Raw genomic sequence first — 13,134 nt, forward strand, 5'->3', positions numbered from 1 at the left:
TGCCGTTGCGGCAAATCAAAATCGTCCCGCGTTCCACGCAGGACTGATTTGCAGACGCGCTTAGTTGGCCGCTGCGCGCGGCAAGGTTACGGTAAACGTCGTGCCAACGCCGGCCTCGGAGGTGAGCGAGATGCTGCCGTGCATGCGCCCGACCAGCGATTTCACATGCGCAAGCCCGATGCCGTCGCCCGGCTGGTCGCGCTTGCCGACGCGCTGAAACAGCTCGAACACCCGCGCCTGGTCCTCGGGCCGGATGCCCCTTCCATTATCGGCGACGCGAAACACCACCTCGCGGCTGCGCGCCTCGCCCGAGATCGTGATGCGGCCCGGACGCCCGGGCTCGAGATATTTGACCGCGTTGTCGAGCAGATTGCCGAAGATCTGGCCGGCCGCGAGCGGATCGGCCACCAGGCGGGGCAACGGCTGGATCGTGATCACGGCGCCGGCCGTCTCGGTCTGATGGCGGATGGAATCGGCGAGCTTCTTCACCAGCGCCTCCATGTCGAGCGGCTCGGGATGCAGCGGCTGCTGGCCATGGCGCGAGACTTTGAGGATGGCGTTGATCAGCCCGTCCATCTTCTGCGTCGCCGCGCGGATGAAGGACAGCGACTCGTCGAAGTCGCGCTCGGCCTGCTGGCGCTGCGGATCGGTCTTGGGCAGGCGGCCGGCGTCGAACATCTCGTCGCGCTGGCTTTGCAGCTCCTGGGCAAAACCCATGATGTTGACCAGCGGCGCGCGCAGATCATGGCTCACGACATGGGCGTAGCGCTTGATCTCCTCATTGGCGACCTCCAGGCTGTCATTGAGATCGCGCAGGCGCGCTTCGGCCTCCTTGCGTGCGGTGATGTCGATGGCGGTGCCGATCAGGCGCACGCAATGGCCGGCCTGATCGAACAGGCCGCGGCCCTTGGCGGCGAGCCAGCGGATTGCGCCATCGTTCCTGCCGATGGTGCGAAACTCGACGTCATAGAGCGCGCGGCGGACGGGATCGGCAGCGGCTGCAAAGGCTGCGGTCGTCGGCTCGCGATCGTCGGGATGCAGGCCTTCATAGAAGTCGGCGATCGTGACCGGCACGTCATCGGCGACGCCGAACATTGCCCTGACGAGCGGCGGCCAGATCAGCACGTCGGTCGCGGGATCGTAGTCCCAGAACCCGATCTCCGCGACTTGGGTTGCGAGGCGCAGCCGCTCCTCGGCCTCACGCAGCGACGCCTCGGCGGCGTGACGCGCATTGACATCGAGAAGGACGCCGGGGAAGCGCAGCGGCTGGCCGTCGCGCAGCTCGACGCGGCCGTTGGCCTCGATCCAGTGATAGCGACCGTCACGGCGGCGGACGCGATATTGATGCGCGTAGTCGCCGCCGCGCGCCAGGGCGTCCCGGATCGCCGCCGCGAGCCCCGCCTGGTCGTCCGGGTGCACGGTCATGGTGACCTGCTCAAGGCTCAGGCCTTCGCGTCCGAGCTCCGGATCGAGACCGAAATTGACGGCGAAATTGTCGTCGATGGTGAAGCGGTTGGCGGGGATGTCCCAGACCCACGTGCCGATGATGGCGCCGGCCGCGAGCGCGAGCTGGACGCGCTCGGCGTCGGCACGGGCCTGGGTCTCACTGTCGCGCAGCGCCTGCTCGGCCTGCATTTGCGCGGACACTTCGGTGTTCACGCCAAACCAGCGCCGGATGCGGCCCGACGCATCGCGCATCGGCTGGATGCGGGTCAGGAACGGCCGAAAGATGCCGTCGGCCCCGCGCAGCGGAAACGTCATCTCGAACGGCTCGCCGGTTAAGATCGAGGCCTGCCAGCGCTCCATCACCGAGGGAAGCTGCGCGGGGTCATGCACCGATTGCCAGCCCCAACCTTCCATCTGCGCAGGCGTGCTGCCGCAGTATTCGTGCCAGCGGCGATTGTACCAGACGATGTAGCCGTCGCCATTGGCGATCCAGCACAGCGTGGGAATGCCGTCCGCGAGCAGCCGGAAATCATGGTCCTCGAGATGGCCGGCAGCGAGGTCCGGAAGCGCGTAGTCGACGGAGGTTTGATTGCGCCAGAATGTACGCCCGAACTCGCGACTGATCATCCATCCCCCTGGCCGGCAGCGACAGTGCCACCTCATCGCGCACCAACGCGTGCAGGCGGGAGCGGACATATCGACGCAACGGCGGCATCGGGGCAAAGTTCCCGGACCGGAACAAGAATTTTGGCCCTCGCGGCCAATTCGCCTATGGTGGCTCTCGTTCGGGCGTGACGCGCGGTCTGCGTAGCATCGCGGCGCGCCCGGCCATTGGCTTTGATTGCAAAGGTTCGTTACGCATGGATACCCCGCTGTGGCGCTGGTCGGCCACGCAACTCGCTTCCGCCATCCGCAACAAGACGATCACCAGCCGCGAGGCGGTCACGGCCTGTCTCGACCGCATCGCGGCGGTCAATCCCGAGCTCAACGCCGTGGTCTCGGTGCAGGCCGAGGAGGCGCTGGCCGCAGCCGATCTGGCCGACCGCATGGTGGCCGCCGGCACCACGCTCGGGCCGCTGCACGGCGTGCCGGTGACGACCAAGATCAATGTCGACCAAAAGGGCTTGCCGACCACCAACGGCGTTGTCGCCTTCAAGGACAACATCGCCAAGGACGACGCCCCCGTCGTCGCCAATCTGCGCAAGGCCGGCGCCGTGATCATCGGCCGCACCAACACGCCGGCGTTCTCGATGCGTTGGTTCACCGACAATGAGCTGCATGGCCGCACGCTCAATCCGTGGCGGCCCGATCGCACGCCGGGCGGCTCCAGCGGCGGCGCGGCGGTGGCCGCGGCCACCGGCATGTGCGCGATCGCGCATGGCAATGATGGCGGCGGCTCGATCCGCTATCCCGCTTATTGCACCGGCACGGTCGGCCTGCGCCCGTCCTTCGGACGCGTCCCGGCGTTCAACGGCACGGCGCCATCGGAGCGGCAATTGTCGCTGCAGCTGATCTCGGTGCAGGGCGCGATCACGCGCAATGTCGAGGATGCAAGGCTGGCGCTCGCGGCCATGGCCGCGCCCGATCCGCGCGATCCCTGGCACGTCGCGATGCCGCTGGAGGGGCCGCGCCTCGATCATCCCGGCGTCGCCGTCTGTCTCGATCCCGCCGGCGTCGGCATCGCGCCGGAGGTCGAGGCCGCCGTGCGCAAGGCCGCGGAGATTCTGCATCGCGGAGGCTATGAGGTGAGCTGGCGCGATCCGCCGGATGTTGCCGCGGCGGCAAAGGGGTGGAATGATTTCGCGCAAGGCGAATCGCGCGCGACGCTGGCGGCGCAGGTCGAGCAGCATGGCGATGCGCTGGCACGGCGCGCCTTCGCGCTGATGATGAACCGCACGCCGGAGCTCGACGTGCCCGGCCTGATCAAGGCGTCGTCGGCGCGCGCGACCTATCTGCGGCGCTGGCAGGCGTTCATGCAGGACCATCCGCTGGTGCTGTGCCCGGTCGCGATGGAGACGGCCCTGCCCTATGGCGTGGATCTCGAGAGCGATGCCAGCGTCGACCGGCTGTATCGCTCGCACGTCTTCCTGTTCGCGACCGCCTATCTCGGCCTGCCGTCGATCAGCGTGCCGACCGGCGTCCATGATGGCATTCCGATCGGCGTGCAGATCGTGGGACCGCGCTTCCGCGAGGACCTCGTGCTCGATGCCGCAGCGGTGATCGAGCACGCCGCCGCGGAGGCAGCACCCTCGCTGTCCTGAGCAAACTCCGCGGAGCTCTTGATCGGTACGCTCAAGAGCTCCGCGCGCGGGACGGAACGCTTTCCGTCTTGGCGGCGTCGATGGCGGCGGCGAGCTCATCGACGCCGTAGGGCTTGGACAGGATGCGCACGCCCGCCTCCTGAGCGGCGTGAACGGCGGTCCCCGAATAGCCGCTGGTCAGAAGAATCGGCATATCACCGCGCCGCTTCTGGATCTCGCGCGCCAGCTCGACGCCGTTCATGCCGCCGGGCATCATGACATCGGAGAAGACGAGATCGACTGCGCGTCCGTCGGCCAGCGCGCCGAGCGCGGCCGCAGCGCTCGCGGCATGCGTCACCTCATAGCCGAGCTGGCGCAGCATCTCGCTCACCAGCGCGGCGACCTCCGCGTCGTCCTCGACCAGAAGAATTCGCCCCTGATCGCGGTGCCGAGCGCGGGCGTGATGGAAGTCGACGAGATGGCGCTGAGACGTCGATGCGGCGCGCTCGGATCTCGGCAGATACAACGCGATCGTGGTCCCCCGCCCGAGCTGCGACTCGATCCGCACCGTGCCGCGCGACTGCTTGGAGAATCCATAGACCTGGGCGAGGCCGAGACCGGAGCCCTTGCCGATATCCTTGGTGGTGAAGAACGGCTCGAACACGCGCAGCCGAACGTCGTCTGACATGCCGACCCCGCTGTCGATCACCGACAGGCGGACGAAATCGCCCGCGATCTCGTCATCGCGCCAGTCCGCAAGATTCTCGCCGCGCACCAGGATGCAGCCGCCGGTCGGCATGGCGTCGCGCGCATTGACGGCGAGGTTGAGCACCACGAGCTCGAGCTCGCCGGGATCGACCTCGACTGGCCAGAGCCCGTCGGGAAATTCGAACTGCACGTGGACGTCGCCGCGCAGGCTGCGGTCGAGCAGCTCGCGCATGCCGCCGATCTGGCGGGCGATGTCGACCGGCTCGGGCCGCAGCTCCTGCCGGCGTGAGAATGCGAGCAGTTGCCGCGTCAGGCTGGCGCCGCGCTGCGCCGCCTGGATCATGCCGTCCATCAGGCGCCGCCGCCTCGCTGGATCCGTCTGGCGGTCGAGCATGTCGAGGCCACCGGAGATCACCATCAGCAGATTGTTGAAGTCGTGCGCGACGCCGCCGGTCAGCCGGCCGATCGCCTCGATCTTCTGCGCCTGCCGCAGCGTCTCCTCGACCTGCGCGCGCTCGGCCATCTCGACCCGCAGATGCTCGTTGGATTCGGCGAGCGCGCGCGTCCGCTCCACCACCAGCCGCTCCAGCTCCTGGGCGGCCTGCTCGCGCGCGTGGATCAGCGCGCGGATCTCATACTGACGACGCCGCGCCCGCATCGCCGATTGCACCGCGCTGAGCAGCGTGATCGGCTGGATCGGCCGCTCGAGCAGCGAAACGTTGCGCAGCGAGGCCACGAGATCGCGTCGCCAGGCGACGACCGCCGGATGCTCCCTGTGGCTGGTGAGCACGATGAAAGGCAGGTCGGACCAGGCGGGCTGCCGTGCGACCCAGTCCGTCAACGGCGCGGGATCCCTGGCGAACAGCCCCTCCTCGGCGATCACGACGGCGCCGACGCCTGCGCTCAACTGAGTGACGAGGTCGGACAAGGAGGAGCAGACCGACGTCTCGAGCCGCGCATTGCGAAGCAGCTCGGCGGACGCAGGGCCGTCGCGCCCGATCGGCGCGAACACGAGCACACGCTGATCGCCCTCAGCGCTCATCGCGCAGTCCTATGTCTGGAAGGACGGCGCCTGAAAAGCGCGGATTGCCCAGGAAGATCCCGCTGAAATCGGTGAGCGGCGGTCCGAGGGTGATGCCGTCGCTGCCAAGGCGAAACTCCCGAATGGTGTGCTCGTGCGGACCGCTCCGCTTCTTCACCACCGATAGCGCGCGGCGCACGGTTCCCGCGACCTCGAAATAGCGCAGCATCAGCACGGCGTCGCTGAGATAGCTGATGTCCAGCGGCGTATCCATCGGGCCGACGAGACCATGCTGGGCGAGCACGAGGATGGTCAGCACGCCCTGCTGGCCGAGATAGCTCAAGAGCTCGTGCATCTGCAGGATGAGAAAGCGCTCGTCGGGCATCGCATTGAGATAGCCGTTCAGACTGTCGATGACGATGACCCGGGCATTGTGGCGCTCGACGCTGCGGCGAACGATTGCGCCGAACTCGCCGGGCGACAGCTCGGCGGGATCGACCTGCTGAAAGCGGATCAGGCCGGAGTCGAGGTGCTGCTGCAACGGCAGGCCGAGCGTTCGCGCCCTCGCCTCGACCGTGCCCCGGCCCTCGTCGAAGGCGAAGAAGACGGCGTGCTCGCCACGCTGCGCAGCCGCAATCACATAGCTCAGCGCGACCGACGACTTGCCGACGCCGGCGGCCCCGATCAGCAACGCATTGGTGCCGCGCTCCAGTCCGCCGCCCAGGAGCTGGTCGAGCTCGGCATTGCCGCTGGAGAGAACCTCGCCCTGGAAGGAGCGGTGATGCTCCGAGGCAACCAGGCGCGGGAAGATCCGCAAGCCGCCCTCGGCAATGGTGAAATCGTGAAAGCCGCCGCGAAACGCGATGCCGCGCATCTTGATGACGCGCAGCCGTCGACGTTCGGCGCCATAGTCGATGGCCAGTTGCTCCAGCATGACGACGCCATGGGCCACCGAATGCAGTTGCAGATCGTCCTGCGACGACGAGAGGTCGTCGAGCAGCACGACGGTGCAGTTGCGCTTGGCGAAGAAGTGCTTCAGCGCCAGCACCTGGCGGCGATAACGCAGCGGGCTTTGCGCCAGCAGCCTTAGCTCCGACAGGCTGTCGATCACGACCCGGGTCGGATCGATCCGCTCGACCTCCTTGAACATCAGGCCGGTGGTCTCGCTGAGCTCCACCTCGGCCGGATGGAACACCGTCAGCTCGCGCTCGGGATCGAGCGTCGTCTCCGGCGGCACCAGCTCGAACACATCGACGCCCGCCAGCGACCAGCCGTGGCGCTCGGCGACGACCTCCAGCTCCCGCTTGGTCTCGGACAGCGTGATGTAGAGCACCCGCTCGCCGAGGCTCTTGCCCTTGAGAAGGAACTGGAGCGCGATCGTGGTCTTTCCGGTGCCGGGCCGTCCTTCATAGAGATACAGCCGGTTGGCATCCAGGCCGCCGCCGAGAATGTCATCGAGGCCGTCGCTTCCGGTGGAAATGCGGGAGAGACCCTCGCGCTGACGCGCGCCGCCAGCAAGCTCCTCCGTCATTCAAAGCTCCCTCTTGAGTATGGACGCAACGGCAATGGTCGGCCGGGCCGCGGCCCTGCAGCCCGGCACAGTCCAACGAATGGAGGAACACGGTCGAACCGCCTTGGGTTCCCAGGAACCCAAGTCTGAACTCTCCGAGCGAGGAGTTTCCTGCGGCGCCGTCAGGTCGAACGACCGACGGTGTCGGCCATGGTGGCGCCGCGCGTGCCGAGCGGCCTCTCATGGCCGGTGGTGGTGTCGCGCAGCGTCTGATGCTCCAGCTCGGCATCGAGCTCCGCGCCGATCAGGATGACGATCGCCGAGATCCAGATCCAGGTCATGAAGCCGATGGCCGCGCCGAGCGAGCCATAGGTGGCGTTGAAGCTGCCAAAATTCGCCGCATACCAGGAGAACAGTGCCGAGCCGCCGAGCCACAGCGCCGCGGCGAGCGCGCTGCCCCAGCTGATCCAGCGCCATTTCGGCTCCTCGCGATCCGGACCATAGCGATAGATCAGCGCCAGGCCGAGCGAGACACAGATGAAGATCGCGGGCCAGCGGCCGATGCGCAGCAGGAGATCGGCCGCATCCGACAGGCCGACATATTGCAGGATGACCGGGACGACGACGATGGCGCCGATGGCGAGAAGGGCAAACAAGATTGCCCCTCCCGTGAACAGCAGCGAAATCGCATTGAGCTTGATGAAGCCGCGGCCCTCCGGCTCGCGATAGACGATATTCAACGTATCGAACAGCGACTTCATCGCCGCGTTAGCGCTCCACAGCGAGATCGCGAGGCTGACCAGGAAGGTCACGCCCAGGGCCTGGCTGCCCTTCGCCGAGACGCGCGTGAGCTGGTCACGCGCGATGTCGATGGCGCCGCCCGGCATCAGGCCTTGCAGCTGCTCCAGATGGCCGGTGATCTTGGCGGGGTCTGAGAACAGTCCATAGATCGCGACAAGGGCTGCGAGCGCGGGAAAGATCGCCAGCAGCGTGTAGAACGTCATGCCCGCGGCGAGCGCGACGATCCGATGCTCGGTGACGTTCTCATAGACGCGGACCAGCACATCCTTCCAGCCCCGCGCGGGGATCTCGGAGGGCGAGGAGGCCAGCCTGCCACGCCCGTCATCGGCAGCGCCGCGCGCACGACCGCCGCGCCCGGCCTGCTCGGACCGGTGATCGAAATATTGGATCAGGAAGGCCAGCCCCAGCAGCGCCAGCATGCCTCCAGTGCCTGGGCCGCGCACCCGTCCTGCACCGAACAAGGATGCCGTCTCCCGACGTGCAGCATCCGACTTCCTGGACCGACCGAACATGGCAAGCATCCGCTGTTGACGGGTGAAGCAACATGAGGAGTCTACGAATGTTCCGGCCATCTCCGAGCCGATCATCCGGCGACGCAGCCCGATACCACCTGCGCGCGACATCGTCTTCTCATAAGATCGAAGCCGCAAATCATCCGCTCGCGTGAACGCGACGCCGCGAAGGCCACACAACAGCTCAGGCAACACAACAGTTAATGTTGCGCGTGAGGAACGGGCCTGCGCAGCCTCGCGTTGCAACTGAGCTTTTCAACGCAAGGATAAATACATGCGCCGTCTGCTCTTTGCCTCCTTCTCTGCCGCCGCCGTGCTCGCCAGCTTCTCCGCGATCTCCCCCGCCTCCGCCGCGCAGGATCGTTTCTGCCTGCAAGGCAGGATGTGGGGCTATCCCGGCAACTGCCAGTTCGCGACCTATCAGCAATGCCAGGCTGCCGCCTCCGGCACCGACGCCGGCTGCGGCATCAACCCCGCCTACGCCTATGCGCGCCAGCGCGGCTACTACCCGCGTTATTGATAGGTCCAACGCAAGCGGCGTGCGACATAGCTCGATCGCCGCCGGACAACCGCAACGTGCAATCGGCGGCAGCCCGTGGACTGCCACCGTTTGCGAGACGCCCTGAGGCGTCGCGCGTTTCACGATAGGTGAGGCGCCCGACGTCCACGACCCCAGCTCTTCGATCCAAGTGGCAGCTCCATGCTGCATCGCGACGCCATTCCCTCCTCCGCCGTCAATGGGTCCTGACACCATTTGACGGGCGGAACATTGCGCCTCGCCGTCGCTTATACGGCCGCGTGTCTCAAACGGAGGAGGAAATCATGGACGGACTGATTTATCTGGTGGGCTTGATCGTGGTGATCATGGCCATCCTGTCGTTCTTCGGCCTGCGCTGAGACGACACGATGAGCATGGAATCTGCGCCGGTCGCCACGTCGCCTATCGGGCGCGTGGCCACCGAGCGCTGGACGCTGCAATGGACTCCGGTCATTGCAGGCGCCCTCACCGCCGCCGCCGTCTCCTCGATCCTCATCAGCTTCGCGATGACGGTCGGGCTGGGCGTCAGCTCGACCGCGCCCACCTGGCGCGACGCCTCGGTCGCGCTGTGGCTCCTGTCTGGCCTCTATCTCGTGTTGCAGGCGCTGGTCAGCTTCGGCTGCGGCGGCTACATCGCGGGGCGCGTGCGCGCGCCCTATGATCCCACCGACAGTGACGAGACCGAGAAGCGTGACGGCCTGCATGGCGTCGCGGCATGGGCGCTCGCGGTCGTGCTCGGCACGGTGCTTGCGGCGATGATCGCATCGGCGGCGACGCGGCCGAATCCGACCAGCACGCCACCGGCCGCCGGCGAGCCGTCGGTGCTGAGCTACGAGCTCGATCATCTGTTCCGCGCGCCGCGGCGGGCCCCGAGCCCGGAGCTTGCGCCGGCGCGCGCCGAGGCAGGTCGCATTCTGCTCACGGCCTCCAGCCACAACGGCGTCAGCAGCGATGATCGCAACTATCTGGTGCAGCTCGTCAGCACGACGACGGGCCTCACCGGTCCCGACGCCGAGCGTCGCGTCGACGGCACGATCGCCAACGCCAAGACGGCCCTGTCGCGCACCCGGGCGAGCACCACGATCCTCGCCTTCTCGGTGGCCACGGCGCTGCTGCTCGGGGCCGTCGCGGCCTGGATGGGCGCGGAAAGCGGCGGGCGTCACCGCGATGGCAAGCCCGTCAGCGGCTGGATGCTGCACGCCAACCGCTTCAGCCGGCGGCGCGACCTGTGGCGACGCCCGGTCTCGATGCCGGAATGATTGGCTGACACGAGCCGCAACGGCCCGGTCGATGACCGGGCCGTTCGCATGTCGCAGGCTCTGCACTGTCGATTGTGGCGCTCAGGCGAGGTGACGCACCATCCGGCGCGCATCGTCTCCGTAGCCCGTCGCATCCTGGTCTTGCGCGACGACAAAGCCCTGCCTCTCCCAGAACGGCACCGAGCCGTTGACGGCGACGAGCGACAGCGAGGGAAGCTGAAGCCGCCGCGCCTGTTCGCTGAGTTGTTCCACGATGCGAGCAGCGGCTCCGCTGCCGCGAGCGGACGGCAGCAAAGCAAGGTCGTGGATGTAGTAGGTGCTGGGCTCGGGAGGGATGCGCTTGATGAGGCTGTTCAACGACGGCGGCTCGCCGAGATGCCACGGATGGCTGATCAGATAGCCGACGCAGTTGGCTGCCGTCACTAGTACATGGCAACCGTCCGGATCCAGCCTCAGGCGCTCGGCGAAGACGGCGGCATCCTCGGGAAAGTCAGGGTGCACGCGCGCGGCGATCGCATCGACCGCCGCGAGATCGCCGATCGCCATCGCGCGCCAGACAAGGTGGCCCTCGGCGGACCGTACCTCACCCACCTTGCGCGGCACTCATCTGGCGAGCCGCAGCCAGCGCTCGCTGGCCGAGACCGCCGCGGGCCACAGCGCCTCGGTCGGCTGTCCGCGATGCAGCGCCTTGCCGACCTCGCAGATCGACATGAAGGCGGAGGAGCGCGCTTCCTCGGTCTCGAATGGCTGTGCGTCGCTCGGGGCTCGCACCAGGCCCATCAAGCCGTTCAGCATCTGCAAGGCAGCGTCCGGCGCCGCCGCCTGCGCCGATCGCAACGCGGTCACGACCTGCTCGGCCTTCTCCTGCTCAGTCATCGCTCGCCATTCGCCCGTCCATGTTCGGACAGGAAACTACCAGGGCGGCGAAAGCCGGGCAATGTCGATGGCGCAGAGCCGCAAGGCGCGGCCGGGATACCGCGAGCTCTATTGTTTCGCGGTGCCCGGCTCGGCCATCTTGCGATGCTGCTTGGCCAGCGTCTCCGCCGGCGTCACATTGGCGACCGTGGTCTGCAGCTTGTTCTTCATGCCCGTGACGACGTCGCTCTCGCCGTCCATCATCGCCTGGAAGCCCTGACGCGCCACGTCGCCGGCATCGTCCTTCTTCTCGGTACCGATCTTGGTGTCCATCATGTCGGCACGGCGGAAGAAGTCGGTCTCGGTGGCGCCCGGCATCAGGCAGGTGACGGTGATGTTGGTATCCTTCAGCTCCTCCCGCAGCGCAAAGGAGAGCGAATTGAGGAAGGACTTGCTGGCGTTGTAGACCGCCTGGAAGCTGCCGGGCGAGAAGCCCGCGATCGATCCGGTGATGAGGATGCGGCCGGCATTGCGGCCGCGCATCTGGTTGCCGACCTTGTGGATCAGCTCCACGGTGCCCATGACATTGGTGTTGATGAGCCGGCGGATGTCGGCGAGATCCTGGTCGAGAAAGGCATGGCCGAGACCACGTCCGGCATTGGCCAGCAGCGCATCGACCGGACGGCCCTTGGCGGCCGCATACAGCTTCTCGACGCCTTCGCTGGTCGAGAGATCGGCCTGCACGGCCTCGACCTTGGCGCCGTCGGCGCGCAGCGAGGCGGCCGCCTGCTCGATCTCCGGCTCGTCGGCGGCGATCAGGAGATCGAAGCCTTCGTCGGCGCAGCAGCGCGCGAGCTCGAGGCCGATGCCGGTCGATGCGCCGGTGACGATTGCGAATTGGCCCGATGATGCCATGAGAAACTCCTGGGATGCGCGCGTGAGCTGGTGATGTCGGCCAATCGCAGCGCGTGCTGATCGTTCCTGAGAAGACTCGCGCCGCGTGCGCATCCCCGTGAATGGAACCAATGAACCTCTCTCCGCTTGGAGGCGCGACCTCATTCTGCCGAAGGTAACGACCTCAAGCATGCCGCCTGCTCATTCGAACTGGATCGCCGCCGCCAAGCTCGGCCTGGTCAGCAGCACCTTCTCGACGATCGTCAGCCAGCTCGCCGCGGCTCAGCTCGGCCGCGACGCGGCGGTGGACTGGATGACGGTCGCAGCGATCCCGCTGCGCGACGGCATCCTCGGCGCCGAGCCGTCCTGGGGCGCGATCATCGGCGGCATCGCCTTCCACCAATGGGCCGACTTCTCCTGGGCGCTGGTGTTCTTCGGACTGTTCGGGCGCTGGACGGCAGATTTGCGGCCGCTCACCATTCTCGCGCTCGCGCTGCCCTGGGCGGTGTTCACGTCGGCCTCCGAATGGTTCGTGCTGGTGCCGCTGTTTCCGTTCTTCCAGCCGATCTTCACCTTGCAGCAGCCCTATTGGATCGGCCTTCTGGTGCACGCGTCCTCGGCCGTGATGTACCCGTTGTTCGTCTGGCTGCGCTTTCCGTTCGCGACGGCGCCGCACATCAGCGACGTCCATGTCGCCAAAGCCTGGGCCGTCGGCGGAGTGGCGATCGTTGCGGTGCTCGGCAGCGTCGCGGCGCTCGGCACGCTCGGTCATCAGTTGCCGTGGATGGGAGCAGATCGGACCGGCGATCAGGACTACATGCGCCACATGAGCGCGCATCATCGCCAGGGCATCGCGCTGGCGCGGCTCGGCGCCGAGCGCGCACAGGATCATCAGTTGAAGGCGCTCGCCCGCCTGATGGTCGCAAGCCAAGCCGGAGAGAACCGCATCTTCGAGGCGTGGTGGCAGAGCTGGTTCGAGACCACGATGCCGGCCTGCTCGACGCGGGAGCTTGCCGAGATGCCCGGCTATCTCACCGACGCGGAGATGGCCGAGATCAGCGATGCGGCTGCGGACCAGTTCGACACGACCTTCATCCGGCTGATGAGCCGGCATCACGCCGGCGCCGTTCGAATGGCGGATGCCGAATGGCACGGCCGCGGCGACATGCGCCTGCGCATCATGGCGCATGCCATTCGTCACGAGCAGCAGGGCGAGATCGCGCTCATGAACAAGGCGTCGGGCCTCGATGCGGTGCAGCAGGCGGTGCGCAACATGCTCGCTGACAATGTCAACCGCGCGGACGCCGGAACCCGATAGGAACCGATCGAACGGAGAAGGATTGTACGTTC

The 13,134-nt window shown here is 67.1% G+C and carries 11 protein-coding genes; 4 read left to right on the forward strand and 7 right to left on the reverse strand.

Annotated features, from left to right (window positions below):
- Positions 1–60: 60 nt before the first annotated feature.
- The gene (locus ACVILH_RS32370) at positions 61–2,073 is read right to left on the reverse strand and encodes a PAS domain-containing protein (RefSeq protein ID WP_456716522.1); all 2,013 of its coding nucleotides are present in this window, start codon (positions 2,071–2,073) and stop codon (positions 61–63) included.
- A 233-nt stretch (positions 2,074–2,306) separates the two neighbouring features.
- Here ACVILH_RS32370 and ACVILH_RS32375 point away from each other — a divergent pair, with 233 nt between their 5' ends.
- A complete protein-coding gene (locus tag ACVILH_RS32375) occupies positions 2,307–3,707 on the forward strand; it encodes an amidase (RefSeq protein ID WP_456716523.1) in 1,401 nt (466 codons plus the stop codon).
- A gap of 31 nt (positions 3,708–3,738) precedes the next feature.
- On the opposite strand, the gene ACVILH_RS32380 is transcribed toward ACVILH_RS32375, so the two are convergent.
- The 3 genes from ACVILH_RS32380 to ACVILH_RS32390 form a co-directional block, all read right to left on the reverse strand.
- On the reverse strand, positions 3,739–5,436 hold the full coding sequence (locus ACVILH_RS32380) for a response regulator (RefSeq protein WP_456716524.1): 1,698 nt from the start codon (positions 5,434–5,436) through the stop codon (positions 3,739–3,741).
- A complete protein-coding gene (locus ACVILH_RS32385) occupies positions 5,426–6,946 on the reverse strand; it encodes an ATPase domain-containing protein (RefSeq protein WP_456716525.1) in 1,521 nt (506 codons plus the stop codon). The genes ACVILH_RS32380 and ACVILH_RS32385 overlap by 11 nt, the downstream gene beginning before the upstream one ends.
- Before the next feature lie 161 nt (positions 6,947–7,107).
- Complete coding sequence (locus ACVILH_RS32390; RefSeq protein ID WP_456717139.1) at positions 7,108–8,169, reverse strand: YihY/virulence factor BrkB family protein; 1,062 nt, start codon at positions 8,167–8,169, stop codon at positions 7,108–7,110.
- 343 nt (positions 8,170–8,512) lie between these two features.
- On the opposite strand from ACVILH_RS32390, the gene ACVILH_RS32395 reads away from it, so the two are divergent.
- Together ACVILH_RS32395 and ACVILH_RS32400 are read left to right on the forward strand one after the other, a co-directional pair.
- A complete protein-coding gene (locus ACVILH_RS32395) occupies positions 8,513–8,758 on the forward strand; it encodes a DUF3551 domain-containing protein (protein WP_257165923.1) in 246 nt (81 codons plus the stop codon).
- A gap of 386 nt (positions 8,759–9,144) precedes the next feature.
- Positions 9,145–10,035, forward strand: a complete 891-nt coding sequence (locus ACVILH_RS32400) for a hypothetical protein (RefSeq protein ID WP_456716526.1) — start codon at positions 9,145–9,147, stop codon at positions 10,033–10,035.
- 81 nt (positions 10,036–10,116) lie between these two features.
- Here ACVILH_RS32400 and ACVILH_RS32405 read toward each other — a convergent pair whose 3' ends face one another.
- The 3 genes from ACVILH_RS32405 to ACVILH_RS32415 form a co-directional block, all read right to left on the reverse strand.
- Positions 10,117–10,581 (reverse strand): GNAT family N-acetyltransferase, encoded by a 465-nt coding sequence (locus ACVILH_RS32405; RefSeq protein WP_456717140.1) that lies wholly within the window; start codon positions 10,579–10,581, stop codon positions 10,117–10,119.
- 57 nt (positions 10,582–10,638) lie between these two features.
- Positions 10,639–10,911, reverse strand: a complete 273-nt coding sequence (locus ACVILH_RS32410; protein ID WP_456716527.1) for a hypothetical protein — start codon at positions 10,909–10,911, stop codon at positions 10,639–10,641.
- A 108-nt stretch (positions 10,912–11,019) separates the two neighbouring features.
- Positions 11,020–11,805 (reverse strand): SDR family NAD(P)-dependent oxidoreductase, encoded by a 786-nt coding sequence (locus ACVILH_RS32415; protein WP_456716528.1) that lies wholly within the window; start codon positions 11,803–11,805, stop codon positions 11,020–11,022.
- 169 nt (positions 11,806–11,974) lie between these two features.
- Here ACVILH_RS32415 and ACVILH_RS32420 point away from each other — a divergent pair, with 169 nt between their 5' ends.
- A complete protein-coding gene (locus ACVILH_RS32420; RefSeq protein ID WP_456716529.1) occupies positions 11,975–13,102 on the forward strand; it encodes a DUF305 domain-containing protein in 1,128 nt (375 codons plus the stop codon).
- Positions 13,103–13,134: the final 32 nt, after the last annotated feature.

Source organism: Bradyrhizobium sp. USDA 4353 (assembly GCF_054063215.1).

What these genes read in the sequence shown, in the direction of transcription:
- ACVILH_RS32370 (WP_456716522.1), bottom strand. Translation starts at nt 2,073, where the DNA reads ATGATCAGTCGCGAGTTCGGGCGTACATTCTGGCGCAATCAAACCTCC.
- ACVILH_RS32375 (WP_456716523.1), top strand. Translation starts at nt 2,307, where the DNA reads ATGGATACCCCGCTGTGGCGCTGGTCGGCCACGCAACTCGCTTCCGCC.
- ACVILH_RS32380 (WP_456716524.1), bottom strand. Translation starts at nt 5,436, where the DNA reads ATGAGCGCTGAGGGCGATCAGCGTGTGCTCGTGTTCGCGCCGATCGGG.
- ACVILH_RS32385 (WP_456716525.1), bottom strand. Translation starts at nt 6,946, where the DNA reads ATGACGGAGGAGCTTGCTGGCGGCGCGCGTCAGCGCGAGGGTCTCTCC.
- ACVILH_RS32395 (WP_257165923.1), top strand. Translation starts at nt 8,513, where the DNA reads ATGCGCCGTCTGCTCTTTGCCTCCTTCTCTGCCGCCGCCGTGCTCGCC.
- ACVILH_RS32400 (WP_456716526.1), top strand. Translation starts at nt 9,145, where the DNA reads ATGAGCATGGAATCTGCGCCGGTCGCCACGTCGCCTATCGGGCGCGTG.
- ACVILH_RS32405 (WP_456717140.1), bottom strand. Translation starts at nt 10,581, where the DNA reads ATGGCGATCGGCGATCTCGCGGCGGTCGATGCGATCGCCGCGCGCGTG.
- ACVILH_RS32410 (WP_456716527.1), bottom strand. Translation starts at nt 10,911, where the DNA reads ATGACTGAGCAGGAGAAGGCCGAGCAGGTCGTGACCGCGTTGCGATCG.
- ACVILH_RS32415 (WP_456716528.1), bottom strand. Translation starts at nt 11,805, where the DNA reads ATGGCATCATCGGGCCAATTCGCAATCGTCACCGGCGCATCGACCGGC.
- ACVILH_RS32420 (WP_456716529.1), top strand. Translation starts at nt 11,975, where the DNA reads ATGCCGCCTGCTCATTCGAACTGGATCGCCGCCGCCAAGCTCGGCCTG.